Origin of the sequence: Ralstonia flatus (genome assembly GCF_958439105.1) — a bacterium.
Lineage (GTDB): Bacteria > Pseudomonadota > Gammaproteobacteria > Burkholderiales > Burkholderiaceae > Ralstonia > Ralstonia flatus.
Window position 1 is genome coordinate 394,471 of the sequence record NZ_CAUDLI010000003.1, and the last position, 22,993, is coordinate 417,463.

The 22,993-nt window shown below is 63.6% G+C and carries 24 protein-coding genes and 1 pseudogene; 6 read left to right on the forward strand and 19 right to left on the reverse strand.

Annotation, left to right across the window (positions count from 1 at the left end; translation table 11 throughout):
* Window positions 1-92 precede the first annotated feature (92 nt).
* The 5 genes from R2676_RS08870 to rpsP form a co-directional block, all read right to left on the reverse strand.
* The gene (locus R2676_RS08870) at window positions 93-797 is read right to left on the reverse strand and encodes a CoA pyrophosphatase (protein ID WP_206275768.1); all 705 of its coding nucleotides are present in this window, start codon (window positions 795-797) and stop codon (window positions 93-95) included.
* 104 nt (window positions 798-901) lie between these two features.
* Entirely contained in the window at window positions 902-1,288 is a 387-nt protein-coding gene (rplS, locus tag R2676_RS08875) for a 50S ribosomal protein L19 (protein ID WP_012761581.1), read from the reverse strand.
* A 73-nt stretch (window positions 1,289-1,361) separates the two neighbouring features.
* The gene (gene trmD, locus R2676_RS08880; protein ID WP_027677853.1) at window positions 1,362-2,150 is read right to left on the reverse strand and encodes a tRNA (guanosine(37)-N1)-methyltransferase TrmD; all 789 of its coding nucleotides are present in this window, start codon (window positions 2,148-2,150) and stop codon (window positions 1,362-1,364) included.
* A 23-nt stretch (window positions 2,151-2,173) separates the two neighbouring features.
* On the reverse strand, window positions 2,174-2,725 hold the full coding sequence (gene rimM, locus R2676_RS08885; RefSeq protein WP_206275769.1) for a ribosome maturation factor RimM: 552 nt from the start codon (window positions 2,723-2,725) through the stop codon (window positions 2,174-2,176).
* Between the two features lie 133 nt (window positions 2,726-2,858).
* Window positions 2,859-3,113, reverse strand: a complete 255-nt coding sequence (gene rpsP / locus R2676_RS08890) for a 30S ribosomal protein S16 (RefSeq protein WP_012761578.1) — start codon at window positions 3,111-3,113, stop codon at window positions 2,859-2,861.
* A 145-nt stretch (window positions 3,114-3,258) separates the two neighbouring features.
* Between rpsP and R2676_RS08895 the strand changes: the two are divergent.
* The 4 genes and pseudogenes from R2676_RS08895 (at window position 3,259) to R2676_RS08910 (ending at window position 5,868) form a co-directional block, all read left to right on the forward strand.
* Window positions 3,259-4,331: pseudogene (locus R2676_RS08895) on the forward strand (PQQ-dependent sugar dehydrogenase).
* Between the two features lie 193 nt (window positions 4,332-4,524).
* Window positions 4,525-4,914 (forward strand): hypothetical protein, encoded by a 390-nt coding sequence (locus R2676_RS08900; RefSeq protein WP_206275583.1) that lies wholly within the window; start codon window positions 4,525-4,527, stop codon window positions 4,912-4,914.
* Window positions 4,915-5,040: 126 nt separating this feature from the next.
* A complete protein-coding gene (locus R2676_RS08905) occupies window positions 5,041-5,214 on the forward strand; it encodes a hypothetical protein (RefSeq protein WP_206275584.1) in 174 nt (57 codons plus the stop codon).
* A gap of 198 nt (window positions 5,215-5,412) precedes the next feature.
* Window positions 5,413-5,868, forward strand: a complete 456-nt coding sequence (locus R2676_RS08910; RefSeq protein ID WP_206275585.1) for an NINE protein — start codon at window positions 5,413-5,415, stop codon at window positions 5,866-5,868.
* Here the strand turns inward: R2676_RS08910 and R2676_RS08915 are convergent, their stop codons facing one another.
* From R2676_RS08915 to R2676_RS08925, 3 genes are all read right to left on the reverse strand, one after another.
* Window positions 5,869-6,993 (reverse strand): PA0069 family radical SAM protein, encoded by a 1,125-nt coding sequence (locus tag R2676_RS08915; protein WP_206275586.1) that lies wholly within the window; start codon window positions 6,991-6,993, stop codon window positions 5,869-5,871. It abuts the gene before it with no gap.
* Between the two features lie 82 nt (window positions 6,994-7,075).
* Window positions 7,076-8,695, reverse strand: coding sequence for an alkaline phosphatase D family protein (locus tag R2676_RS08920; RefSeq protein WP_206275770.1), 1,620 nt, complete (start codon window positions 8,693-8,695; stop codon window positions 7,076-7,078).
* A gap of 64 nt (window positions 8,696-8,759) precedes the next feature.
* Window positions 8,760-9,257, reverse strand: coding sequence for an Lrp/AsnC ligand binding domain-containing protein (locus R2676_RS08925; RefSeq protein WP_206275587.1), 498 nt, complete (start codon window positions 9,255-9,257; stop codon window positions 8,760-8,762).
* A gap of 123 nt (window positions 9,258-9,380) precedes the next feature.
* Here R2676_RS08925 and R2676_RS08930 point away from each other — a divergent pair, with 123 nt between their 5' ends.
* Window positions 9,381-10,670: a D-amino acid dehydrogenase gene (locus tag R2676_RS08930; RefSeq protein WP_027677861.1), complete on the forward strand. Its 1,290-nt coding sequence runs from the start codon at window positions 9,381-9,383 to the stop codon at window positions 10,668-10,670.
* Window positions 10,671-10,735: 65 nt separating this feature from the next.
* On the opposite strand, the gene R2676_RS08935 is transcribed toward R2676_RS08930, so the two are convergent.
* The 7 genes from R2676_RS08935 to R2676_RS08965 form a co-directional block, all read right to left on the reverse strand.
* A complete protein-coding gene (locus R2676_RS08935) occupies window positions 10,736-12,520 on the reverse strand; it encodes an acyl-CoA dehydrogenase (protein ID WP_206275588.1) in 1,785 nt (594 codons plus the stop codon).
* Between the two features lie 167 nt (window positions 12,521-12,687).
* Window positions 12,688-13,623, reverse strand: coding sequence for an electron transfer flavoprotein subunit alpha/FixB family protein (locus R2676_RS08940; RefSeq protein WP_027677863.1), 936 nt, complete (start codon window positions 13,621-13,623; stop codon window positions 12,688-12,690).
* Between the two features lie 54 nt (window positions 13,624-13,677).
* The gene (locus R2676_RS08945; protein WP_027677864.1) at window positions 13,678-14,427 is read right to left on the reverse strand and encodes an electron transfer flavoprotein subunit beta/FixA family protein; all 750 of its coding nucleotides are present in this window, start codon (window positions 14,425-14,427) and stop codon (window positions 13,678-13,680) included.
* Window positions 14,428-14,616: 189 nt separating this feature from the next.
* Window positions 14,617-15,417, reverse strand: coding sequence for a MetQ/NlpA family ABC transporter substrate-binding protein (locus R2676_RS08950; protein ID WP_206275589.1), 801 nt, complete (start codon window positions 15,415-15,417; stop codon window positions 14,617-14,619).
* A gap of 33 nt (window positions 15,418-15,450) precedes the next feature.
* On the reverse strand, window positions 15,451-16,104 hold the full coding sequence (locus tag R2676_RS08955) for a methionine ABC transporter permease (RefSeq protein WP_027677866.1): 654 nt from the start codon (window positions 16,102-16,104) through the stop codon (window positions 15,451-15,453).
* On the reverse strand, window positions 16,094-17,143 hold the full coding sequence (locus R2676_RS08960; protein WP_102064793.1) for a methionine ABC transporter ATP-binding protein: 1,050 nt from the start codon (window positions 17,141-17,143) through the stop codon (window positions 16,094-16,096). Before R2676_RS08960 ends, R2676_RS08955 begins: the two co-directional genes overlap by 11 nt.
* A 166-nt stretch (window positions 17,144-17,309) precedes the next feature.
* The gene (locus tag R2676_RS08965) at window positions 17,310-18,233 is read right to left on the reverse strand and encodes a histone deacetylase family protein (RefSeq protein ID WP_206275590.1); all 924 of its coding nucleotides are present in this window, start codon (window positions 18,231-18,233) and stop codon (window positions 17,310-17,312) included.
* Window positions 18,234-18,364: 131 nt separating this feature from the next.
* Between R2676_RS08965 and mltB the strand changes: the two genes are divergently transcribed.
* Window positions 18,365-19,489, forward strand: coding sequence for a lytic murein transglycosylase B (gene mltB, locus R2676_RS08970; protein WP_206275591.1), 1,125 nt, complete (start codon window positions 18,365-18,367; stop codon window positions 19,487-19,489).
* A gap of 68 nt (window positions 19,490-19,557) precedes the next feature.
* On the opposite strand, the gene cysM is transcribed toward mltB, so the two are convergent.
* The 4 genes from cysM to rfaE1 form a co-directional block, all read right to left on the reverse strand.
* Window positions 19,558-20,460 carry a cysteine synthase CysM gene (cysM, locus tag R2676_RS08975; RefSeq protein WP_206275592.1) on the reverse strand — a complete coding sequence of 301 codons (903 nt, stop codon included), beginning with the start codon at window positions 20,458-20,460 and terminating at the stop codon, window positions 19,558-19,560.
* 112 nt (window positions 20,461-20,572) lie between these two features.
* Window positions 20,573-20,890: a ComEA family DNA-binding protein gene (locus R2676_RS08980; protein WP_206275593.1), complete on the reverse strand. Its 318-nt coding sequence runs from the start codon at window positions 20,888-20,890 to the stop codon at window positions 20,573-20,575.
* 135 nt (window positions 20,891-21,025) lie between these two features.
* A complete protein-coding gene (rfaD, locus tag R2676_RS08985) occupies window positions 21,026-22,021 on the reverse strand; it encodes an ADP-glyceromanno-heptose 6-epimerase (protein WP_027677872.1) in 996 nt (331 codons plus the stop codon).
* Window positions 22,022-22,039: 18 nt separating this feature from the next.
* Entirely contained in the window at window positions 22,040-22,972 is a 933-nt protein-coding gene (rfaE1, locus tag R2676_RS08990) for a D-glycero-beta-D-manno-heptose-7-phosphate kinase (protein WP_051530813.1), read from the reverse strand.
* Between the last annotated feature and the right edge of the window lie 21 nt (window positions 22,973-22,993).

Genomic DNA, 22,993 nt, shown 5'->3' on the forward strand with positions numbered 1-22,993 from the left:
AAGGCGCGGATCACGCCGTGAATGCGATGTGCAAGACGATAGCACACAGCGTGCGCGCAACAGCGCACAGAGCGCCCATATTCGCGCCGACGCTACGCTGCCAGCAGGTGATAGAGGTTGCGCAGCATGCCGGCCGTCGCGCCCCAGATGAAATGATGGCCGGCGTCAGGTGCCTGGTCGGATTGCCCAGACCGTCGATAAGGCATCGCATAGAAACGACGCACCCGGTCTTCCCATCGCAGCTCGCGCACTTGGTGGTTGGCCGGGTCCATCAAAAAGGCCAGCGGCACTTCAAACACTTCGGCGACTTCACTGGGGTCCGGCTGCAGCGTGAAATCGGGCGCGAGCAATCCGACAATCGGGCTCACGTGAAAACCCGTTCCGGTGATGTAGTCCGGCAAGCGACCGATCACTTCGATGTGATCGGCACTGATGCCAACCTCTTCCATCGTCTCGCGCAGCGCCGTGTCGACCATGTCACGATCAAAGTCTTCACGTCCGCCGCCCGGGAAGCTGACCTGGCCGGCATGTTGGCTAAGCGACGCATTGCGCTGCGTCAGCAGCACCGTGAGCCCCGCCTCGCGCTGCACGAGCGGTACGAGCACCGCCGCCTCGCGCAGCTTGAGCGACGCATCGATCAGGCGGGATTCATCCGTCTGCTCCGGGTGCCAGTCGGGCTGCTTCTGCAACCGCTCGCGCACGAACTCCGCCGTCAGCCGCGAGCCCTCAAGCGCCGGCAACGATGCCTCGGTCGGCACCACCGGCAACTGCTCGGGATCGAACACGGGACGGCGCATCGGATGGGAATGAAGGTTGTGGGCGGAAGACATATATGTGGTCAATCTTCTGCCGCAAAAGAGAAAAAAGGCACCCGAAGGTGCCTTTTCGCAACGCGCGCAGATTACTCTGCAGCGGCTTCCTTGCGCTTGAAGGTCAGCTTCTCCTTGATGCGTGCCGACTTGCCCGAGCGTTCGCGCAGGTAGTACAGCTTCGCACGGCGCACATCACCGCGACGCTTCACTTCGATGCTGGCCAGCAGCGGCGAGTACAGCTGGAACGTACGCTCCACGCCTTCGCCCGAAGAGATCTTGCGAACGATGAAGGACGAGTTCAGGCCACGATTGCGCTTGGCAATCACGACGCCTTCATACGCCTGCACACGCTTGCGGGTGCCTTCAACGACGTTCACGTTGACGATCACGGTGTCGCCAGGGGCGAACGGAGGGATCGTCTTGTTGGCCGTCAGGCGCTTGATTTCTTCCTGCTCGATTTGCTCGATGAGATTCATCTTTTTCTCCTTGACCATCATGCCGGCGTTTTGCCCAGTCGGTAGACCGCGGCCCCGGTAGAGGATGGGAACTTCACTTGGCCGAGCCTTCCGGACTGGAAGCCTCTGACCCCTTTGCCGTTATCGCCGCGGCAGCGAGGAAAACCTCATCGCTGCGGGACAACAAACCCTGCTTGCGCGCCGCCTCGATCAGATCGGGCCGCTTGCGCATCGTGTTCAACAGCGCCTGCTGGCGGCGCCACTTCTCGATCTCGGCGTGATGGCCACCCAGCAAGACATCGGGCACACGCACACCTTCGTACTCTTCGGGCCGCGTGTAATGCGGGCAGTCGAGCAAACCGTTGACGAAACTGTCCTGCACCGCCGACTGCGCATCGCCCAGCACACCTGGCAACTGCCGCACCACGGCGTCGATGATCGCCATCGCCGCAATCTCGCCGCCGGACAGGACGAAATCGCCAAGGCTGATTTCCTCATCTACGCGACGGTCGACCAGACGTTGATCAATCGCTTCGTAGCGCCCGCACAGCAACGTGAGCGCCGGCAACTGCGCCAGCTCCATCACCCGCTTGTGCGTCAGCGGCTTGCCCTGCGGCGACAGCAGCACCACATGCGATGCCGCCGGGGCTTGCGCCTCATGAATCGCGTCCAGTGCAGCTTCCAGCGGCTTGGCCAACATCACCATGCCTGGGCCACCGCCGTAAGGGCGATCGTCCACGGTGCGGTAGTTGTCCGTCGTGAAATCGCGCGGGTTCCAGGTGCGTAACGTGTACACCTGCTGTTTGGCTGCGCGGCTGGTGATACCCCAGTCCGTCAGCGCCCGGAACATGTCCGGAAACAGCGAGACGACGTCGAACTGCATCGCCGAACTCTCCGGCCGCATGTTCAGTAATCCAGACCCCAGTCGACGACGATGCGCTTGCCTGCCACATCCACCGACTTCACGTAAACCTCGACAAACGGCACCAGCCGCTCGACCTCGCCTTCACCAACGATACGCAGAATTTGATGCGCACCGTTGTCGATCAGGCCGCTCACCGTGCCAAGCGTTTCCTGCTGCTCGTTGACGACCGTGGCGCCGATCAGATCGACCCAGTAAAACTCGTCATCTTCAGGCTCAGGAAAGTCGGCCCGGCTGACCCACACGGTATAGCCGCGCAATGCTTCCGCGACATTCCGATCCGGCGCGGCAGGCGAACCCGCCACCACCGTGCCGCTGTGCTCACGCGACGTACCGACGGGAAACACCCGCCAGTCCGCCGACGTCGCCGCCCCGGAAACAGGCTTGAGCCACCAGGTGCGGGCATTCAGCAGCGCATCGGCGTCGCCGTGCAGCTGGACCTTGATCCAGCCACGAATACCGTAGGCCCCACCCACATAGCCCACCTCGATGAGATCGTCGGGGAGCGTCGGATTGGAGCCCGTACCCGGGCGCATGGCTTGCAACCGCTCGGCAACCTTTTGCGAGATTGCCTGCGTTGCAACAGCCACGGGACCGGGCCGTGTCGATCCAGCGCGCGTCACAGCAGGATGTGCTCGGACGGCACCGTCGATCGACCCATGCTAAAACTTAGGCAGCAGCCTTCTTGGCGCTTTGCTTCACCAGACGGGCAACCGTCGGCGACAGTTGTGCGCCCACGCCTTCCCAGTAGGTCAGGCGGTCTTGCACGATGCGCAGACCTTCTTCGCCTTCACCGGCGAGCGGGTTGTAGAAACCGACGCGCTCGATGAAACGGCCATCACGGCGGTTACGCGAGTCGGTCGCAACGATATTGAAGAACGGGCGCTTCTTGGAGCCACCGCGGGCCAGACGGATCACGACCATGGATCTTTTCCTTGAAAAACTGGGTATGCGTACAGAGAAACACGCAAGTATAGCGCAATTTCTCAGACCAAACAAACACTTAGGCGTGACGAAACGATGCAGCGGGTGGCGCTCGTGGCACGGGCGATACTTAAGGCCGGCGGTTATGCTCGCCGCTTCGCTTGTGGCTGGGGCCCCAGCGCTTGCCAGGCTGCCCGTCGAGTCGGTGCAAGTACCGCCGGGCTTCCATGTCGAAGTGCTGACCGACGCGATGCCAGCGGCACGTGAAATGGCCCTCTCCCCGGCCGGCATTCTTTATGTCGGCAGCCGCGCTGGCAAAGTTTACGCGATGTCGTTGCAGACGTCGGGTGCACCTGTCCACGTGGTGGCGTCAGGCCTGCAACTGCCCGGCGGCGTTGCCTGGCGTGACGGCAGTCTTTATGTGTCGGCGGTTTCGCGTGTGCTGAGGCTCGACGGGATCGACCACCGGCTCGACAATCCGCCGCAGCCCGTTGTTATCACCGACAAGCTGCCGGCGGACACCCATCACGGGTGGAAATTCATCGCGTTCGGCCCGGACGGCAGGTTGTATGTGCCGGTAGGCGCACCCTGCAACATCTGCCGCCCCGATGAAAACCGGTACGCCAACCTCATGCGCATGAATGCAGACGGCAGCAGACTGGAACTGGTGGCGCGCGGCATCCGCAACACCGTCGGCTTCGACTGGCATCCGAGCACGCACGAATTGTGGTTCACGGACAACGGCCGCGATCTCATGGGTGACGACGTGCCAGACGACGAACTGAACCGCATCACCAAGCCCAATCCGCACTTCGGCTACCCGTTCTGCCACGCTGGCGACGTTTCGGACCCGGAATTTGGCGCCGGGCATCCGTGCGGCGACTACGTGCCGCCCGCCGCAAAACTCGGGGCCCACGTAGCCGCACTGGGCATGCGCTTCTATACGGGCGGCAGCTTTCCGTCGGCGTACCGGAACAACATCTTCATCGCCGAGCACGGGTCGTGGAACCGATCAGCGAAGGTCGGCTACCGCGTCATGCGCGTCGTATTGGACGCTGCGGGCAATGTGACGAGGCAGGAACCATTCCCCAAGGCTGGTTGCAAGGCGAACAAGCCTGGGGTCGCCCCGCGGATGTGCTCGTGGCGCCCGACGGCAGCCTGCTGGTCTCCGACGACTTGGCGGGGGCGGTGTATCGCATCCACTACACCGGGAAATGACCTCTACGTCGCCCAACGCCCAGGCAAAGCGTGCACGAAACATCTCGTTACATGGGTAACGTTCGGACAGTGGATGGCCGCTGAGTGAAGCCTTACATTGACAGGCATGAACACGCGCTGTCGATCTCTCTTGCAACTGCCAAAAGCTCGCAGCGCGTGGCGCTTTCGAATCCTTGCCCGACAGGAGATAGCCATGCCGATCCGCGCATTGCTTCGCCCCCTGGCGGCAGGCGTTCTGATCGTCGCCTCTGCGGGCGCTGTGGCTGCCAACGCATCGGCGCGTCAAACCGCCGTCGCCTTCGCAGAATCCACCATGCCCACATGGACGCAAGCGGCACAGACCATGCCGCAGGAGCGTCCGCTGGTGGCGCAATTCTTCGCTGACAGCCGGGGCGAGCAGGCCGCCCGCATCCGCGCGCAGATGGAACGCATGGAAGCCCGCGCCCGGGCCGACGACCGCCTCAACGGCCGGATTCAGCCCCGCGACGGCGGCGGCCGCGGCGACTGGCAGCAGCAGGAACGCATGCGTCAGGAACGAGGAAACGGCGACCAAGGCAACTGGCGCGGCTCCCGCCGCGGTTGAGGCGCGTCGCTCCCACATTTCACATCCCGGAACTTGGCGGGAGCGCCCGAGTCGGATTGGATGGCACGTACGCGCGGTTGAGGCGACCGTGCCGTCACACCAATCACAACGACAACAGGTGCTCCAATGTCATTCCCTCTCCACCGCCATGTGCGGCTTATCCTCGGTCTGGTCTGGACCACGGCATTCATGCTGATGCTGGCTCACCTGCTCTACGGCGTGCGCGACCAAGCGCCTCGACTGCAGCAGGATTCGACGGTTTCGATGAGCGTGCCGTCGCTGCGTCCGGTTCCGATTTAGTGACCCTGCCTCCCCCGCCGCAAACGCTACGCAGCGTTGCGCGCCTCCGGCCAAACTGACGGCCGATTCCCCAAGTTGCTGATGCGTCTTTAAGACGCGCAGACGCGCTCCCGGCGCCGCCGTTTGGCTGCGCCCCGGTCGACGTTGGGCGTAGAATGCGCGGCGCTGTGCTGTCTTGCCGTGTGTTCATCGCCCGCTATGCCTACGACCGCCCCTCAAAAAAAATCCAAACTGCTGACCGTGCTGCTCGCCTTCCTGTTCGGAAGCGTGGGCGCGCATCGTTTCTATCTCAAGGGCGGACGCGATTTCTGGGCATGGTCCCAGGTCTTTGCCACGGTGCTCGGTGTAGTGGGCGTGGCGCTGCTGTGGTCGACGCAGCGCGCGAGCGTCCCGGGCTGGGTCTGCGCGGTGATCGGCGGATCTTCGATGCTGGCAGGCTATCTGTCGGCGCTCGTCTACGGCCTGCGCCCTGACGAGAAATGGGACGCGCAATTCAATGCCGACGGCACGCCCACCCATTCGGGCTGGCCGGTCGTACTGCTCAGCATCCTCACGCTGATGATCGGCACGGGCCTGCTCATGGCGGGCCTCGCCATCACCTTCCAGACCTATTTCGAAACGCAGGTGCAGGCAGCGAAAGAGCTGTCGCAGTAATCAGAACAAGCTGCCCTGGCGCTCGTCAGCCGGTTTTCGCGGTTTGATGGCACGCGCGGGCGGCTTGAACTGCGAGGTGTCGAGCACCCGTTCGTTGTAGCGGTGGTAGCTGAAGCCGAGCCTGTCGGCGGCCTTGTAGAAACGCTGCCGCAACAAGTCGGCCCAGATGCCGGTGCCCCGCATGCGCGTGGCGAAATCCGCTTTGTAATCGTGCCCGCCGTGCAGATCGCGGACGCGATTCATCACGCGTTGCGCGCGGTCGGGGAAATGCGCCATCAGCCAGTCCTGAAACACCGCGTTCAGCTCATTTGGCAAGCGCAGCACGATGTAGCTCGCGTACGTGGCGCCCGCCTCGCGCGCGGCTTCCAGAATCTGCTCCATGTGGTCGTCGGTCACGAAGGGAATCATGGGAGCGACGCTTACACCCACCGGAATGCCAGCCTCGGCCAGTGTGCGGATCGTGCGCAGGCGGCGCGATGGCGTGGCGGCCCGGGGTTCCAGCTTGCGCGCGAGATCGGCGTCGAGCGTGGTGATCGTGACAGCGGCCACGACGAGATTCTTCGCTGCCATGGGCGCCAGCAGATCGATGTCGCGCTCAATCAGTGTCGACTTGGTGATGAGTCCGACCGGGTGATCACAATCGTGCAGCACCTGGAGCACATCGCGTGTGATGCGCAGTTCGCGCTCGATCGGCTGATACGCATCGGTGTTTACGCCCAGCGCAATCGCTTCGCAGCGGTAGCTGGGCTTGGCCAGCGTTTCGCGCAGCACCTCGGCAGCATTGGTCTTGGCGAACAGCTTGGTCTCGAAATCCAGCCCGGGCGACAACTCCAGATACGCATGCGTCGGTCGCGCGAAGCAATACACGCAACCATGCTCGCAGCCGCGATACGGATTGAGCGACACCCCAAACGGAATATCCGGCGACTGGTTGTGGCTCAGGATCGAGCGCGCACGCTCGATGGAGACGCTGGTCTCGATGCGCGGCGGCGCCTCGTCCGGATCGAGATGCCCGACAAGCGGTTGCCAGCCGTCATCGACACGCGTGCGTTCGTCGCGCTCGAAGCGGCCTTGCAGATTGGAAGTGGCGCCGCGTCCCTTGCGGGGGACGTGGCGATCGGACATATCGGACACAGGGGAACAGAGTGGATGCGGGGGCTTGCTGATCCTATCGCATCCGCTCCTACCGCGCTGTGGGTGACGCCGGCTACGCCTCGGGATCGAGCTTCACTTCCCAGAGCGATTTGCCGTCGAGATCGTGCAGCGATACGTGCATCGTGCGCGTGGCCGGATCGATCTTGGCGCGGCCGTAGTACTGCTGCAGCGCCGCGGGCGACTGGTTCTGCGGATTGTCCTTGGGAATGCTGACGTAGCGCACGTCCGGCCCAAAGGTCTGATCCACTTCGTTCGGCCCGAAGGTGCCCGCGTTGATCGGGCCGCCGACGAACTCCCAGAACGGTTTGAACTCCGTGAATTTGGCGCGCGACGGATGGTAGTACGTTGCTTGCGCGTAGTGCACGTCTGCCGTCACCCACACCACGTTCTGGATGTTCTCCTGCTTGATGAAGCGCAGGATTTCGGCCAGTTCCAGTTCGCGTCCCGAGGGCGCACCGTCATCCGCATTCGCCCACGCTTCGTAGGTGCCCTTGGGCACATCGGGGTTCAGATCCGGCACCACCAGCGAAATCGGCATGTCGCTGGCAATCACCTTCCATGTCGCCTTCGACTGTTTGAGCGATTGCTTCAGCCAAGCCGCCTGTGCCGGACCGAGGAAGGCCGAATCGGCATCCAGCCGGGTCTGGCGGTTCGGCGAATTGCGCCCGCGATAGCTGCGCTCGTCCAGCATGAACACGTCGAGCAGCGGGCCGTACTGGAACGCGCGGTAGATCTGCTCTGGGTCGATCGGATTGAAGCGGAACGGGTTGTACTCGAACATCGCCTGTTTCGCGCGGGCCGCCAGCAGCGATGCGCTGCGCTCCTGATAGCGCTTCTCTTCCGGGCCGATCTGCTGGCCGGGGTACCAGTTGTTGCGCACCTCGTGGTCGTCCCACTGCACGAGGAACGGCACCTCGGCGGAAAACGCGCGCTTGTTCTTGTCGAGCTGGTTGTAGGCAAAGGCGCCGCGATAGTCGTCGAGCGTCTGTGCAACGTGCGACTTCGCCTCGGTAACGAGGTTGGTCCACAGCGAGCCGTCAGGCAGTTTCACCTCGGCCTGGATCGGGCCGTCGGCATAGATCTGATCGCCGGAGTGGATGAAGAAGTCGGGCGATTCACGGCGCATCGCTTCGTACAAACGATAGCCGCCGAAACGCTCGTTGATGCCCCAGCCCTGGCCCGCCTCGTCACCGGAGAAAACGAAGCAGATCGGGCGATTGGCCTGGACGGGCGCCGTGCGGAAGCGACCGGCAACCGGCTCGCTGAAGACCTTGTCGTGCACGAGGTCCTGGAAGCGCACGCGGTAGAACAGGTCTGCGCCGGCAGGCAGGCCGGTCAGATCGACGCGGGCTGTCAGGCCGTTGCTTTCAAGTGCCGCTGGGCCAACGCGACGCGCGACGGTCTTGAAGGCGGCGTCCGTCGAGTATTCGACGATCATGCGTGCCGGACGATCGGTGCGGCTCCAGACGATGGCGCTGTCAGCCGTGATATCACCGCTCATCACGCCGCCCGGCACTTGCGGACGCAGGCGCTCGGACGTCACCACGGCCGGTGCAGCGCCTTGGGCCAGCACCTCGCCCATACGCGAGCCCAGCAGCGCGGTGCCGCTGGCGGAAACAAGACCCTTGATCAACGTACGGCGGGTCAGCTTGGAGATCGGCTGGTCGGACATGCGGGCTCCGGTGTCGGTGATGAAGATGCCGGCCAGCGTAAGGCGTTTGCGTGACAACGCTACGTCACGCGCGCTCTTCGGTGACGTCGATGGCGAGCGTCTCCTTGATCTCTTCCATCACGATGTAACTCTTGGACTGCACTGCGCCGGGCAGCTGGAGCAGGATGTCGCCCAGCAAGCGCCGGTATTCGCTCATCTCCCGAATGCGTGCCTTGATGAGGTAGTCGAAATCGCCGGAGACGAGGTGGCACTCCAACACTTCAGGAATGCGCAGCACTTCGCGGCGAAACTGCTCGAACATGTTGCCGGATTTGCTGCCCAGGCTGATCTCCACAAACACCAGCAGCGACGCGCCCAGCATGGCCGGATTGAGCCGCGCGTAGTAGCCGAGGATGAAGCCCTCGCGCTCCAGGCGCTTGACGCGCTCGATGCACGGCGTGATGGTCAGGCCGACCGCCTCGGACAGCTCCTTCATCGACAGGCGCCCGTCCTTCTGCAGCAGGTCGAGAATGCGCCGGTCGAGCTTGTCGAGTGCCCGGACGGGCTTACGCTGGGTTCGCATGGCCTAAAACACCCCAAAAATCGAAATTGTTTCTGTTTCCGATAAATATACAGAAACAATTACTGGAGTTGTACGAATACGATAGCGACATCTATCGTAAATGCATCTCCGGGGAGTATCACCATGCGCGTGCTCGTTCTTGGCAGCGGCGTGATCGGCGTGACGAGCGCCTATTACCTGGCCCGTGCGGGCCATGAAGTCACTGTCGTCGACCGCGAAGCGGGCCCGGCGCTGGAGACGAGCTTCGCCAACGCTGGCCAGATCTCACCGGGCTACGCATCGCCGTGGGCCGCGCCTGGCGTCCCGCTCAAAGCCATCAAGTGGATGTTCCAGCAGCACGCACCGCTGACGATCCGCCCCGACGGCACCCTCTTCCAGCTCAAATGGATGTGGCAGATGCTGCGCAACTGCGACGCTGCCAGCTATGCGCAGAACAAGGAGCGCATGGTCCGTCTGGCTGAATACAGCCGCGACTGCATCCGCGAACTGCGCGCCGATACCGGCATCGCCTACGAAGGCCGCCAGCAAGGCACGCTGCAAATCTTCCGCACCCAGCAACAGCTCGACGGCGCCGCGAACGACATCGCCGTGCTCGAGCGCGCCGGCGTGCCGTACGAACTGCTTTCGCGCGAAGACCTCGTGCGCAGTGAACCGGGCCTGGCCTCGACCCGCCACAAGCTGGCCGGTGGCTTGCGCCTTCCCAATGACGAAACGGGCGACTGCCAGCTCTTCACCACGCGCCTGGCCGCGATGGCGGAAAAGCTCGGCGTGCGCTTCCGTTTCAACAGCACGATCAACAGCCTCATCTTCAAGAACGACGCCGTCCGCGGCGCGCTGGTCGACGGCCAGCCGATCGACGCCGACCTTGTGGTCGTGGCGCTGGGCAGCTACAGCACGCCGTTCCTGAAGAACCTGGTGAACGTGCCGGTCTACCCGCTCAAGGGTTTCTCGATCACCGTACCGATGACGGATGCGGACAAGAGCCCCGTGTCCACCATCCTGGACGAGACCTACAAAGTGGCCGTGACGCGCTTTGACGACCGCATCCGCGTGGGCGGCATGGCGCAGATCGTCGGCTACGACAAGCGCCTCGATCCGGGCAAGCGCAAGACGCTGGAGTTCGTGGTCAACGATCTGTTCCCCGGTGCGGGGGATGTGTCACGCGCATCGTTCTGGACCGGCCTGCGCCCGATGACGCCGGACGGCACGCCCATCGTTGGTCAGACGCCCGTGCGCGGCCTGTGGCTCAACACAGGTCACGGCACGCTGGGTTGGACCATGGCATGCGGCTCGGGCAAGCTGCTGTCGGACCTAGTGTCGGGGCGCTCGCCTGCCATCCGCTCCGATGACCTGTCGGTGTATCGCTACCTGGGCGGCGCGCCGATGCCCGCAACCAAGCCCGCGCTGGCCTGATCGCCTGCGCTGCACGCAATGAAAAGGGAGGCCGAAGCCTCCCTTTTTTGTCCTGCTGGTGCCGCTCAGAACTGGACTTCCGGCACCGCGCCGATCGTCTCGCCGCCCGTCAGGATCGACTGTGCGATACCCGGCGCCTGCGTGAGCAACACATCTGCAAACACGCGTGCCGTGGCGATCTTCGCGCCGTAGAAGTTCGGGTCTTGGCTTTCGCGGTCCGTGGCCACCAGCAGCGCACGGGCCATCTGCCAGCCCGACAGCACGATGCCGCACAGTCGCAGATACGGCACGCTGCCCGCAAAGACGGCGTTCGGCTGCGCCTTGGTCTGCTCGACCACAAAGCGCACTACCGATTCCAGCGCCTCGCGGCCCGCCGCCAGACGTGCACGCATCGCGTCGCAATGCGCACCGCCCTTCGCCGCCAGGGCCGCTTCCACCTTGGCGATTTCCGCGCAGATGCCCAACGCCACCGCGCCACCGTCGCGCACGGTCTTGCGGCCGATCAGGTCGTTGGCCTGGATGGCCGTGGTGCCTTCGTAGATCGGCAGGATGCGCGCATCGCGATAGAACTGCGCGGCGCCCGTCTCTTCGATAAAGCCCATGCCGCCATGCACCTGTAGGCCCAGGCTCGTCACGTCGATCGACATCTCGGTGCTCCAGCCCTTCACGATCGGCACCAGGAATTCGTACAGCGCTGCGTTCTGCTTGCGTGCAGCGTCGTCGGCAGCGTGATGGCCGGCATCGCACGCCGCAGCAGCCACATAGGCCAGCGCACGCGCGCCTTCCGTCATGGCGCGCATCGTCAGCAGCATGCGCTTGACGTCCGGGTGGTGAATGATGGGCACGGCCTTGGCAGCAGAGCCATCCACGGGGCGGCTCTGCACACGCTCGCGCGCATAGGCCACGGCCTTTTGGTACGCGCGCTCCGACACGCCAATACCCTGCATGCCCACCGCATAGCGCGCCGCGTTCATCATGATGAACATGTATTCCAGGCCGCGATTTTCTTCGCCGACCAGCGTGCCGATCGCGCCGCCGTTATCGCCAAATTGCAGCACGGCCGTCGGGCTCGCCTTGATGCCGAGCTTGTGTTCGATCGACACGCAGTGCGCATCGTTGCGCGCGCCCAGCGAGCCGTCCGGATTGACCATGAACTTCGGCACCACGAACAGCGAGATCCCTTTCACGCCTTCCGGTGCGCCAGGCGTGCGCGCCAGCACGAGGTGGACGATGTTCTCGGCCATGTCGTGCTCGCCCCAGGTGATGAAGATCTTCGTGCCGAAGATCTTGAAGGTGCCGTCGCCCACGGGCTCGGCGCGCGTGCGCACGAGTGCCAGGTCGGAGCCGGCCTGGGGCTCGGTCAGGTTCATCGTGCCCGTCCATTCGCCCGAGATGAGCTTGGGGACGAAAAGCTGTTTCTGCTCTTCGGTGCCGGCCGTCAACAACGCCTCGATGGCGCCGTCCGTGAGCAACGGGCACAGCGCGAACGACAGGTTCGCCGCGTTCAGCATTTCGATGCACGCCGTGGCGATCAGCTTCGGCAGGCCCTGGCCGCCGTATTCCACCGGATGCTGCACGCCCTGCCAGCCGCCTTGGCCGAACTGCGCGAACGCTTCCTTGAAACCCGCGGTGGCCGTGACGACGCCGTCCTTCCAGCTGCTCGGGTTACGGTCGCCTTCCACATTCAGCGGCGCAACGACTTCACCGGTAAAGCGCGCGCTTTCTTCCAGCACGGCCTGCGCCGTGTCGGCGGTGGCGTCTTCAAAGCCGGGCAGCTTGGCGACGTTGTCCAGGCCGGCCAGCTCGTTCATCACGAACAGCATGTCCTTGACGGGGGCTTGATAGGTCATGTCTCTCTCCAACTCTCGTTAAGCGCGATCAGGACAGTGCCGCATCGAATGCGTGACGCGCTCTCCTGATGGCGCTCGCGTATAAAAAAGCCGTTTCCAAACGGGTCGGAAACGGCTTTGCGTGGGGCGTTGCAGCGCGCCTAACCAAGGCACGCCGCACAGTGCAATCAGCCCAGTGCGGTCACCAGCTCCGGCACGACGGCGTTCAGGTCGCCCACGAGGCCGTAGTCCGCCACCTGGAAGATCGGCGCTTCCGGATCCTTGTTGATCGCCACGATCACCTTCGAATCCTTCATGCCAGCCAAGTGCTGGATCGCGCCCGAGATACCCACGGCGATGTACAGCTGCGGCGCGACGATCTTGCCGGTCTGGCCGACCTGGTAGTCGTTCGGCACAAAGCCGGCGTCCACTGCGGCACGCGAAGCGCCCAGCGCTGCGCCCAGCTTGTCGGCCAGCGGCGTCAGCACCTTGGTGTAGTTCTCGCCCGAGCCCACGCCGCGGCCACCCGATACGATGATCTTCGCGGCGGTCAGTTCCGGGCGGTCGCTCTTCGTCACTTCACGCGAGACGAATTGCGAGATGCCGGCATCAGCCACGGCAGTCAGGTTTTCGGTAGCAGCGGAGCCACCGGTGGCGGCAGCGGGGTCGAATGCCGTGCCGCGCACGGTGATCACCTTCACCTTGTCGGCCGATTGCACGGTGGCAATCGCGTTGCCGGCGTAGATCGGGCGCTCGAAGGTGTCCGGGCCGTCGACCTTGGTGATGTCGGACAGCTGGGCTACGTCCAGCTTGGCGGCCACGCGCGGGAGGATGTTCTTACCGTAGGCGGTAGCGGGCGCCAGGATGTGGCTGTAGTTACCGGCAACGGCCAGAGCCTGCTCGGCGACGTTCTCGGCCAGGCCATCGGCAAACTGGGGCGCGTCGGCCACCAGCACCTTGGTCACGCCGGCGATCTGCGCGGCAGCCTGTGCGGCGGCGCCGCAGCCAGCGCCGGCCACCAGCACGTGGACGTCACCGCCGCATTGGGCGGCAGCCGTCACGGTGTTCAGCGTCGCGGCCTTGATGGATTGGTTGTCGTGTTCAGCAATAACGAGTGCGGTCATCTTGATCTGCCTGTTCGGTGTGCTTGAAGTTGCGTGCAGTAGCGGTTGACCGCCTTACAGCACCTTGGCTTCCGTCTTGAGCTTGGACACCAGCGTGGCCACGTCGGGCACCATCACGCCGGCGCTGCGCTTGGCGGGCTCAACGACCTTCAGCGTCTTCAGGCGCGGTGCAACGTCCACGCCCAGGTCTTCCGGCTTGACCGTGTCGAGCTGCTTCTTCTTCGCCTTCATGATGTTCGGCAGCGTCACGTAGCGCGGCTCGTTCAGGCGCAGGTCGGTGGTGACCACGGCCGGCAGCTTGACCGACAGGGTTTCCAGGCCACCGTCCACTTCACGCGTGACCGAAGCCTTGCCGTCGGCAATCTGCACCTTCGAGGCAAACGTGGCTTGCGGCAGGCCAGCCAGCGCAGCCAGCATCTGGCCGGTCTGGTTGGCATCGTCGTCAATCGCCTGCTTGCCGAGGATGATCAGCTGCGGCTGTTCCTTGTCGACCAGCGCCTTGAGCAGCTTGGCGACCGCCAGGGGCTGCAGCTCTTCAGTGGTTTCGACCAGAATGCCGCGATCGGCACCGATGGCCATGGCGGTGCGCAGGGTTTCCTGGCACTGCGTCACGCCGCACGAAACGGCGATCACTTCGGTAGCGACGCCCGCTTCCTTCAGGCGAACCGCCTCTTCCACGGCGATCTCGTCGAACGGGTTCATGCTCATCTTGACGTTGGCCAGATCGACACCGCTGCCGTCCGTCTTCACGCGAACCTTCACGTTGTAATCGATCACGCGCTTGACTGCGACCAGGACTTTCATGCGCTCACTCCACTAATTGATAAGACGATTTTGCAAAACGCCGGCCATTATAAGGGGGGCTGGTCGCTCGCGTAATTTTTCCGAACGGTCGTGCTATTTTAACCGCGAAAATTTGCCGGACGCCAGTTAAACGTCCGGCAATCTGTTTGGTAGAACCCTCTACCGGATCACCGAAGGATCACGAAGTGGTTACCAAGCCACAATCACCGCATCTTTGTACTTCGTCTTGACGAAGGACTTCACGGCGTCGGAATGATACGCCTTCACGAGCTTGGCGACCCAGGGTTGATCCTTGTCGGCCACGCGGACGGCGATCACGTTGGCATACGGGCCCTTCGGGTTTTCGATGGCGATGCCGTCCTTGGTCGGGTCCAGGCCCGCCTTTTCAGCGTAATTGCCGTTGATGGCGGCGGCATCCAGATCATCCAGCGAGCGCGGCAGCTGCGCGGCGTCCAGCTCGACGAACTTCAGTTTCTTCGGGTTATCGGCCACGTCGCGCGGCGAAGCCTTGAAACCGGCGTTCGGCTTGAGCTTGATCACGCCTTGCGATTGCAGCAGCAGGAGCGCGCGGCCGCCGTTGGTCGGATCGTTCGGCAGACCGAAACGCGCACCGTCCTTCAACTCCTTCAGCGACTTGATCTTCTTGGAGTAGATGCCCATCGGGAAGGTGATGGTCTGACCGACGCTCACGAACTTGTAGCCGCGCGTGGCGATCTGGTCATCCAGATACGGCTGGTGCTGATAGCTGTTGGCGTCCAGGTCACCGGCAGCCAGGGCCGCGTTCGGCTGGATGTAATCGTTGAATTCGACGATCTGGAGCTTTAGGCCGTCCTTCTCGGCAACCTTCTTCACCTCTTCCATGATCTCGGCGTGCGGACCAGCGGTCACGCCGATCTTGATCGGCTTGCCCTGCGCGAGCGCGCTGCCTGCGACCAGTGCCAATGCGGCGCCAAGGCTCGCGGACCATTGAAGCAGTTGACGGCGATTCATTGTGTTTCCTCGTTCTGTCTGTCGATTGAATGATTAACGGTGGCTCAGGCGGCGCACGAGCCAATCGCCCGTGGATTGCACCGCCTGCACAAAGACGATCAGGATGACGACAACCGCCAGCATGATGTCCGATTCGTAGCGCTGATAGCCGTAGCGGATACCCAGGTCGCCCAGGCCGCCGCCGCCAATGGTGCCCGCCATCGCCGAGTAGCCGACAAGGCTGACGAAGGTGATCGTCAGGCCGGCGAGGATGCCCGGCATCGCCTCGGGCAACAGCACCTTGTAGACGAGCTGACCGGTCGTCGCGCCCATCGACTGCGCGGCTTCGATCAGGCCACGGTCGACCTCGCGCAGCGCAGTCTCGACCAGGCGGGCAACAAACGGAATCGCAGCAATCGTCAACGGCACGATGGCCGCGGCGGTGCCGATGGACGAGCCGGCCAGCAAGCGCGTGAACGGAATCACCGCGACCAGCAGGATGATGAACGGCACCGAACGCACGGCATTGACGACGAGGCCGGCCACGCGATTGAACGCCGGTGCGGACAACACGCCGCCGGCAGTCGTCAGATACAGCAGCACGCCAAGCGGGACGCCGAACAGCGCGCCAATACCGCCCGACACGCCGACCATGGCGAGCGTTTCCCAGAAGGCGGGCAAAAACAGATCGGTCAGGTCAGACCACATGATTGATCTCCTCGACCACCACGCCCTGCTCGCGCAGGAAGTTCATCGCGTTGTTGATGTCAGCGGTATCGCCCGATGCCAGGATCGCCAGCGAGCCGAACGCCTGGCCTTGAATCTCGTCGATATGGCCGTGCAGGATGTTGAAGTCGAGTCCGTAGTTGCGGATCGCCTGCGCCAGCACGGGCTGGTCAACGCCTGCGCCGGTAAAGGCGAGGCGGAACAGGTGGTCGCGGCCGCCCTGCTCACGCGCCGTGAGGCGGCTTTCGACACGCGCCAGAACGGTGGGCGGCAGTTCTTGCGAGATGACCTCGCCGATGAGCGCGCGCGTCACGTCATGCTTGGGTTGCAGGAACACATCGATGACGCGGCCGAGTTCGACCACACGGCCGGCGTCCAGCACCGCCACACGATCGCACACCTGCTTGATGACTTCCATCTGGTGCGTGATCAGCACGATGGTCAGACCGAGTTCGCGGTTGATCTTGCGCAGCAGGTCGAGAATCGAGCGCGTCGTCTCCGGATCCAGCGCGGAGGTTGCCTCATCGGAGAGCAGCACATCGGGCTGGCTCGCCAGCGCGCGGGCAATGCCAACGCGCTGCTTCTGGCCACCGGAAATCTGCGCGGGGTAGCGATCCTTGTGTGCGGACAGGCCCACCAGTTCCAGCAGCGGCAACACGATCTCGCGGATGCGTTCGCGCGATGTGCCGGCCAACTCCAGCGGCAGCGCCACGTTGTCGTACACGGTGCGCGACGACAGCAGATTGAAGTGCTGGAAGATCATGCCGATCTTGCGGCGCGCCTGGCGCAGGCCGTCGGCATTCAGCGCGGTAAGTTCCTGGCCCGCCACGGTGACGGTGCCGGAAGTGGGCCGATTCAGCAGATTGATCACGCGAACCAGCGTGCTCTTGCCCGCCCCGCTTCGGCCGATGATGCCGAAAATCTCTCCCCGGTCGATGGTCAGGTCGACGTCGCGCAGCGCGTGGACGTCGTGACCGCCCGCTCCCCGAAAGTGCTGCGATATCCCCTTGAGTTCAATCATGCGTACAGACAAAAACGGCAACCGCCCTGTGTCCAGGCCGTTGCCGTCTCTTTTTTGTTTGAATGAGGCGCTAGTGTAAGGCAGGCCCTACATGCGGGGAACGATTCTTTAACGATGTCTTTATTACTTTTTCAAATGACATCGACGATTCGTCATCGTCCAGCGCTTAAAGCTCGGCGAGCGCCTTGACGTGCGCCACCACGCTTCGGCCCAGCGCGCTGAGGTTGTATCCGCCTTCCAGGCAGCTGACGATGCGGCCCTTGGCGTGCGTGCGGGCCACGTGCATGAGCTGTTGCGTGATCCAGGCGTAATCCGCCTCGACCAGGCCCATCTGGCCCAGATCGTCTTCGCGGTGCGCGTCGAAGCCGGCAGAAATGAACAGCATCTCCGGCTGGAACGCTTCCAGGCGCGGCAGCCAGATCGTTTCCACCACCTCGCGTACGGTCAGGCCATTGGTGTACGCCGGCAGCGGGATGTTGACCATGTTGGCCGCCACCGCCTCGGTGCCGGAGTACGGATAGAACGGATGCTGGAAGATGCTGCACATCAGCACGCGCGGCTCGTCGATGAACGCGGCTTCGGTGCCGTTGCCGTGATGCACGTCGAAGTCGACGATCGCCACGCGCTGCAAGCCGTGATGGTCCAGTGCGTGCCGCGCGGCCACGGCCACGTTGTTGAAGAAGCAGAAGCCCATCGCGCGGCCGGGCTCGGCATGGTGGCCAGGCGGGCGGACGCTGCAGAAGGCATTTTCAAGTTCGCCGGCGATGACCTTGTCGGTGGCGTCCACCGCGGCACCCGCGGCCAACACTGCGGCCATGTATGTGTGCGGGTTCATCGAGGTGTCGGGATCGATCGGCATGTAGCCGGCAATCGGCACACTGGCCACCAGCTCGCGCACGTATTCGGCACGATGCACGCGACACAGCTGCGCCTCGGTGGCAGGCGGCGCCTCGCACGGGACGAGCAGGTCTTCGATGCGGCTGGCGATGAGCTGGTCTTCGATCGCGCGCAGGCGGTCCGGGCATTCGGGATGATGCGGTCCCATCTCGTGCCGGAGGAATTCGGGATGCGTGTAGAGGCCGGTCGCCATGTTGTTGTGATCCGGTGTGCTTCAGTGTCTCCAGCCGCTACGTTAGCACGGCTGTGCGACAACGCCGCGCGCCGCGGGGGATCCAACAGACGCATCCGCTACAATGCCCCGATCCCGTTTGAAGCCTGCCCATGAGCCAATCGCCTTCTTCCCGCCGTCCCGTATTGCGCGCCCTGGTGGCTGGCGCAGCGCTCTCCGCGCTTTCTTTCCCGGCACTTTCGCTGGCTGCCAAGAAGGCCGCCAAATCGCCCAAGCGGCGCGTCGCGGTGCATGAAGAAGAGATCGACCCGGATCGTTATCGCAACAATCCGCAAACGCAGGCCTTCATCGGCATGCTGGTCGCGCAGTACAACTTTGACCGCACCTCGCTCGATACGCTGTTTGCGGGCACGGCCTACTCCGCCACGGTGGCGCGCCTTATCTTGCCGCCGGCCACACCGTCGCGTCGGAGCTGGACGGCGTATCGCGGCCGCTTCATCGAACCCATCCGGATTGGCGCAGGCGTGCGCTTCTGGCAGCAATACGGCGATACGCTGCGCCGCGCCGAAAACGAATTCGGCGTACCGGCCGACGTGATCGTGGGCATCCTCGGCGTCGAGACCATCTACGGCCGCGACATGGGCAACTTCCGCGTGATCGACGCGCTGTCCACGCTGGCTTTCGACTACCCCGACACGCCCAACCGGGAAGACCGCAGCACGATGTTCCGCAACCAGTTGAAGGACTTCCTGCTCTGGTGCCGTGACACGGGCACGGACACATTCTCGGTACTGGGTTCGTACGCAGGCGCCGTGGGCATTCCGCAATTCATGCCGACCAGCATCCGCGAATACGCCATCGATTACGACCGCGACGGCCACATCGATCTGCGCAACAGCGCGGTGGATGCGATCGGCAGCGTCGCCCGCTTCCTGCAAATGCACGGCTGGGAGCCGAATCGCCCCGTGATGTGGAACATTGCCGGCGATACCGACAGCCAGGGCATTGCGGCCGCCGCCGCAGACGGCCAACCCTATCCGGGCATGACGCTGTCCAAGCTCACGCGTGCGGGGCTGAAGCTGACACCGGGCGTCGATGCGGCGCGCGAGCAGGAAACCGAAGTGCTGATGATCGATCTGCCGACGCCCGGCCAACCGACGGAATACCGTGTCGGCCTGCGTAACTTCTACGTGCTCACGCGCTACAACCGCAGCTTCTTCTATGCGGCGGCGGTGTACGAGTTGGGCCAGGCCGTGCGGCAGGCGATGCAGAGTTGACCCACTGTCCACGCAACAAAAAAGCGCAGCTTCGGCTGCGCTTTTTTTCATGGCGATGCGGCGTGCCGTCAGGCGGGGAAGACACCCGTCGACAGGTAGCGATCGCCCCGGTCGCACACCACGAACACGATCGTCGCGTTTTCGACTTCCTCGGCCACTCGCAGCGCCACGCACAACGCCCCAGCCGCAGAGATTCCGCAGAAGATGCCTTCTTCACGGGCCATGCGTCGCGCCATGTGCTCAGCGTCGGACTGGGTCACGGGCTCCGTGCGATCGATGTACTTCGGATCGTAAATCTTTGGCATGTACGCCTCGGGCCACTTGCGAATGCCAGGAATGCGCGAACCTTCTTCCGGCTGGGCGCCCACGATCTGGATATCGGCGTTCTGTTCTTTCAGGAAACGCGAGACGCCCGTGATGGTGCCCGTCGTGCCCATCGCCGAGACGAAATGCGTGATGCGGCCTTCGGTGTCGCGCCACAGTTCGGGACCGGTCGTCTCGTAGTGCGCAAGCGGGTTGTCGGGGTTGGCGAACTGATCCAGGATGACGCCCTTGCCCTCCTTCTCCATCGCGTCGGCCAAGTCGCGGGCGTATTCCATCCCGCCCTTGACGGGGGTGAGGATGATCTCGGCGCCGTAAGCGGCCATGCTCTGGCGGCGCTCCACCGACAAGTCTTCCGGCATGATGAGCACCATCTTGTAGCCCCGCACCGCGGCGGCCATGGCCAGGGCAATGCCGGTGTTGCCCGAGGTGGCCTCGATCAGCGTATCGCCCGGCTTGACGCGGCCCCGCGCTTCGGCGCGCTTGATCATGGACAGCGCTGGGCGGTCCTTGACCGAACCGGCCGGGTTATTGCCTTCGAGTTTGCCGAGGATGACATTGCCGCGACGCGCGTTGCCTTCGCCGGGAATGCGCTGGAGCTGAACCAGCGGCGTGTTGCCGATGGTGTCTTCGATGGTGAGGTAGGCCATGATGCGTGAGGGACGGGAATCGAAGCATTGTAATGCAGCCCAAATCCCTCCCCCACACATGGCGAAACGCCCCGCTCGGACGGGGCGTTATCGACACTCAGGCCGGAAGCGCTTACTTCTTCTTCGGGTCCTTGGCGTCCTTCTTGGCCGGAGCCGGTGCAGGCGCCGGCGTACCGAACGTCAAGCCCTCGTTTTCCAGCTTGGTGAGCGTCTTGTCACCAATGCCGGACACGCGTGCCTTGAAGTCGGCGGCGTCCTTGTACGGCCCGTTCTTGGTGCGCTCTTCAATGATCAACTTGGAGCGCTTCGGGCCGATGCCGGACAACGTCTCCAGCGCCGAATGATCTGCGGTATTCACGTCTACCGCCGCCCATGACACCGACAGCATCGACAGCGACATCAGGGCGGTAGCCAAAAGCTTCTTCAACATGTGCTTCTCCTTGGTATAGGGAATGAAAAAACCGCCACTTGAGCGGCGGTTTCGACACATCTTAAAGAGCATCGTGACGATGCTGCAGCGCGCGGACAAAAAGTCACACGCTGTCTGATTTTGGGATGGGTGCGATCAGGCTGGCTGCTTCAGCAACCACTGGCAGTAGCGCTCCACGCCTTCCTGCACCGTCAGGAACGGTGCCGTGTAGCCCGCCGCGCGCAGGCGCGACTGATCAGCCTGCGTGAAGCACTGATACTTGCCACGCAATGCATCGGGAAATTTGACGTACTCGATCAGGCCTTCTTGCGCCAACTCCTCGGTGGAAAGCGCGGGCTTGCCTTCTGCACCGCGCAACGTGTTCACGACCGTCGTCGCGATGTCGTTGAACGGCTGCGCGCGGCCCGTTCCGAGGTTGAAGATACCCGACTTGTCCGGATTGTCGAAGAAGAACAGGTTGACCTTCACCACATCTTCCACCGACACAAAATCGCGCATCTGGCCGCCTTGCGGGTAGCCGTTGTACTCGCCGAACAGCTTGACCGTACCTTCAGCGCGGAACTGGTTGAAGTTGTGGAACGCCACCGAGGCCATGCGACCCTTGTGCTGCTCGCGCGGGCCGTAGACGTTGAAGTAACGGAAGCCGACGATCTGCGACAGCGCGGTCGGCATGACACGACGCACGACCTGGTCGAACAGCAGCTTGGAATAGCCGTACACGTTCAGCGGCCGCTCGAACTCGGGCGCTTCGCGAAACGTTTCCGACGCGCCGTACGTGGCGGCCGATGACGCGTAGAGGAACTGCACGCCTTGGTCCAGACACGCGCGCATCACCGCCAGCGAGTAGCGGTAGTTGTTGTCCATCATGTAGCGGCCATCGGTCTCCATGGTGTCGGAGCAGGCGCCTTCATGGAAGATCGCGCGGACCTTGCCGAACTCGCCGCGCGCAAAGCGTTCGACAAAATCGGTCTTGTCCAGGTAATCGCTGATCTGGCAGTCGACGATGTTCTTGAACTTGTCGGCCCGCGTGAGATTGTCGACGGCGATGATGTCGGTCTCGCCGCGCTCGTTCAGGCCCTTGACGATGTTGGCGCCGATGAAGCCGGCCGCGCCGGTGACGATGATGGTCATGATCCGTTGATCAGAAGATCAGTTAAAGAGTTCTGCGTGCGTGACGACAGCCGTACCGAGCTTGCCGACCACGATGCCGCCTGCGCGATTGGCGTACTGCACGGCTTCCTTGATGTTGGCACCGGCGCCCAGCAGCGTGGCCAGCGTGGCGATGACGGTATCGCCCGCGCCCGAAACATCGAACACCTCGCGCGCCTGCGCCGACACGTGCAGCACCTCGTGTTCGGTGTAGAGCGTCATCCCCTCTTCCGAACGCGTAAGGAGGAGCGCCTCGAGCTGCAGCTCCCGGCGCAAGTTCTGGGCACGAATGGTGAGGTCCTGCTCTGATTTCCACGAGCCGACCACCTGGCGCATTTCAGCGCGGTTCGGCGTGATCATGGTCGCGCCCCTGTAGCGCGAATAGTCGTCGCCCTTCGGGTCGACCAGCACGCGACGGCCCGCCTGGCGCGACGTCTCGATCATCTTGCCGACATGCGTGAGACCGCCCTTGCCGTAGTCGGACAACACCACCACGTCGTGCTGCGGCACCAGCGTGGAAAAACGGTCGAGCACCGACATCAGCACTTCGTGCGTGGGCGCGTTCTCAAAATCGACGCGAATCAATTGTTGCTGGCGGGCCAGCACGCGCAGCTTGATGGTCGTGTTGACCGCCGGATCACGATGCAGGTGACCGGTGACGTGGCTCTCGCCGAGCAGCGTTTCGATGCTGCGGCCCGGCTCGTCGTCGCCAATCACACCGAGCATGGCAGCCTGCGCACCGAGCGCCGCCACGTTGCGCGCCACGTTGGCGGCACCGCCAAGGCGTTCGTCCTGGCGCTTGATCTGCACGACGGGCACCGGCGCTTCCGGCGAAATCCGATCGACGTCTCCAAACCAGTAGCGGTCGAGCATCATGTCGCCGACCACCAGGATGCGGGCGGCGTGAATCTGTTCGGAAGCGAGCGTGGTCATGTGTCTGGGCGTCGGCAGCGG

What these genes read in the sequence shown, in the direction of transcription:
- R2676_RS08900 (WP_206275583.1), top strand. Translation starts at nt 4,525, where the DNA reads ATGCCGATCCGCGCATTGCTTCGCCCCCTGGCGGCAGGCGTTCTGATC.
- rfaD (WP_027677872.1), bottom strand. Translation starts at nt 22,021, where the DNA reads ATGACCATCATCGTCACCGGCGCGGCCGGCTTCATCGGCGCCAACATC.
- cysM (WP_206275592.1), bottom strand. Translation starts at nt 20,460, where the DNA reads ATGGCCTACCTCACCATCGAAGACACCATCGGCAACACGCCGCTGGTT.
- R2676_RS08905 (WP_206275584.1), top strand. Translation starts at nt 5,041, where the DNA reads ATGTCATTCCCTCTCCACCGCCATGTGCGGCTTATCCTCGGTCTGGTC.
- R2676_RS08980 (WP_206275593.1), bottom strand. Translation starts at nt 20,890, where the DNA reads ATGTTGAAGAAGCTTTTGGCTACCGCCCTGATGTCGCTGTCGATGCTG.
- R2676_RS08920 (WP_206275770.1), bottom strand. Translation starts at nt 8,695, where the DNA reads ATGTCCGACCAGCCGATCTCCAAGCTGACCCGCCGTACGTTGATCAAG.
- R2676_RS08950 (WP_206275589.1), bottom strand. Translation starts at nt 15,417, where the DNA reads ATGAATCGCCGTCAACTGCTTCAATGGTCCGCGAGCCTTGGCGCCGCA.
- rfaE1 (WP_051530813.1), bottom strand. Translation starts at nt 22,972, where the DNA reads ATGACCACGCTCGCTTCCGAACAGATTCACGCCGCCCGCATCCTGGTG.
- R2676_RS08925 (WP_206275587.1), bottom strand. Translation starts at nt 9,257, where the DNA reads ATGCGAACCCAGCGTAAGCCCGTCCGGGCACTCGACAAGCTCGACCGG.
- R2676_RS08910 (WP_206275585.1), top strand. Translation starts at nt 5,413, where the DNA reads ATGCCTACGACCGCCCCTCAAAAAAAATCCAAACTGCTGACCGTGCTG.
- rpsP (WP_012761578.1), bottom strand. Translation starts at nt 3,113, where the DNA reads ATGGTCGTGATCCGTCTGGCCCGCGGTGGCTCCAAGAAGCGCCCGTTC.
- R2676_RS08935 (WP_206275588.1), bottom strand. Translation starts at nt 12,520, where the DNA reads ATGACCTATCAAGCCCCCGTCAAGGACATGCTGTTCGTGATGAACGAG.
- R2676_RS08955 (WP_027677866.1), bottom strand. Translation starts at nt 16,104, where the DNA reads ATGTGGTCTGACCTGACCGATCTGTTTTTGCCCGCCTTCTGGGAAACG.
- R2676_RS08870 (WP_206275768.1), bottom strand. Translation starts at nt 797, where the DNA reads ATGCGCCGTCCCGTGTTCGATCCCGAGCAGTTGCCGGTGGTGCCGACC.
- rplS (WP_012761581.1), bottom strand. Translation starts at nt 1,288, where the DNA reads ATGAATCTCATCGAGCAAATCGAGCAGGAAGAAATCAAGCGCCTGACG.
- R2676_RS08940 (WP_027677863.1), bottom strand. Translation starts at nt 13,623, where the DNA reads ATGACCGCACTCGTTATTGCTGAACACGACAACCAATCCATCAAGGCC.
- R2676_RS08965 (WP_206275590.1), bottom strand. Translation starts at nt 18,233, where the DNA reads ATGGCGACCGGCCTCTACACGCATCCCGAATTCCTCCGGCACGAGATG.
- R2676_RS08960 (WP_102064793.1), bottom strand. Translation starts at nt 17,143, where the DNA reads ATGATTGAACTCAAGGGGATATCGCAGCACTTTCGGGGAGCGGGCGGT.
- rimM (WP_206275769.1), bottom strand. Translation starts at nt 2,725, where the DNA reads ATGCGCCCGGGTACGGGCTCCAATCCGACGCTCCCCGACGATCTCATC.
- R2676_RS08915 (WP_206275586.1), bottom strand. Translation starts at nt 6,993, where the DNA reads ATGTCCGATCGCCACGTCCCCCGCAAGGGACGCGGCGCCACTTCCAAT.
- mltB (WP_206275591.1), top strand. Translation starts at nt 18,365, where the DNA reads ATGAGCCAATCGCCTTCTTCCCGCCGTCCCGTATTGCGCGCCCTGGTG.
- R2676_RS08930 (WP_027677861.1), top strand. Translation starts at nt 9,381, where the DNA reads ATGCGCGTGCTCGTTCTTGGCAGCGGCGTGATCGGCGTGACGAGCGCC.
- trmD (WP_027677853.1), bottom strand. Translation starts at nt 2,150, where the DNA reads ATGCAGTTCGACGTCGTCTCGCTGTTTCCGGACATGTTCCGGGCGCTG.
- R2676_RS08945 (WP_027677864.1), bottom strand. Translation starts at nt 14,427, where the DNA reads ATGAAAGTCCTGGTCGCAGTCAAGCGCGTGATCGATTACAACGTGAAG.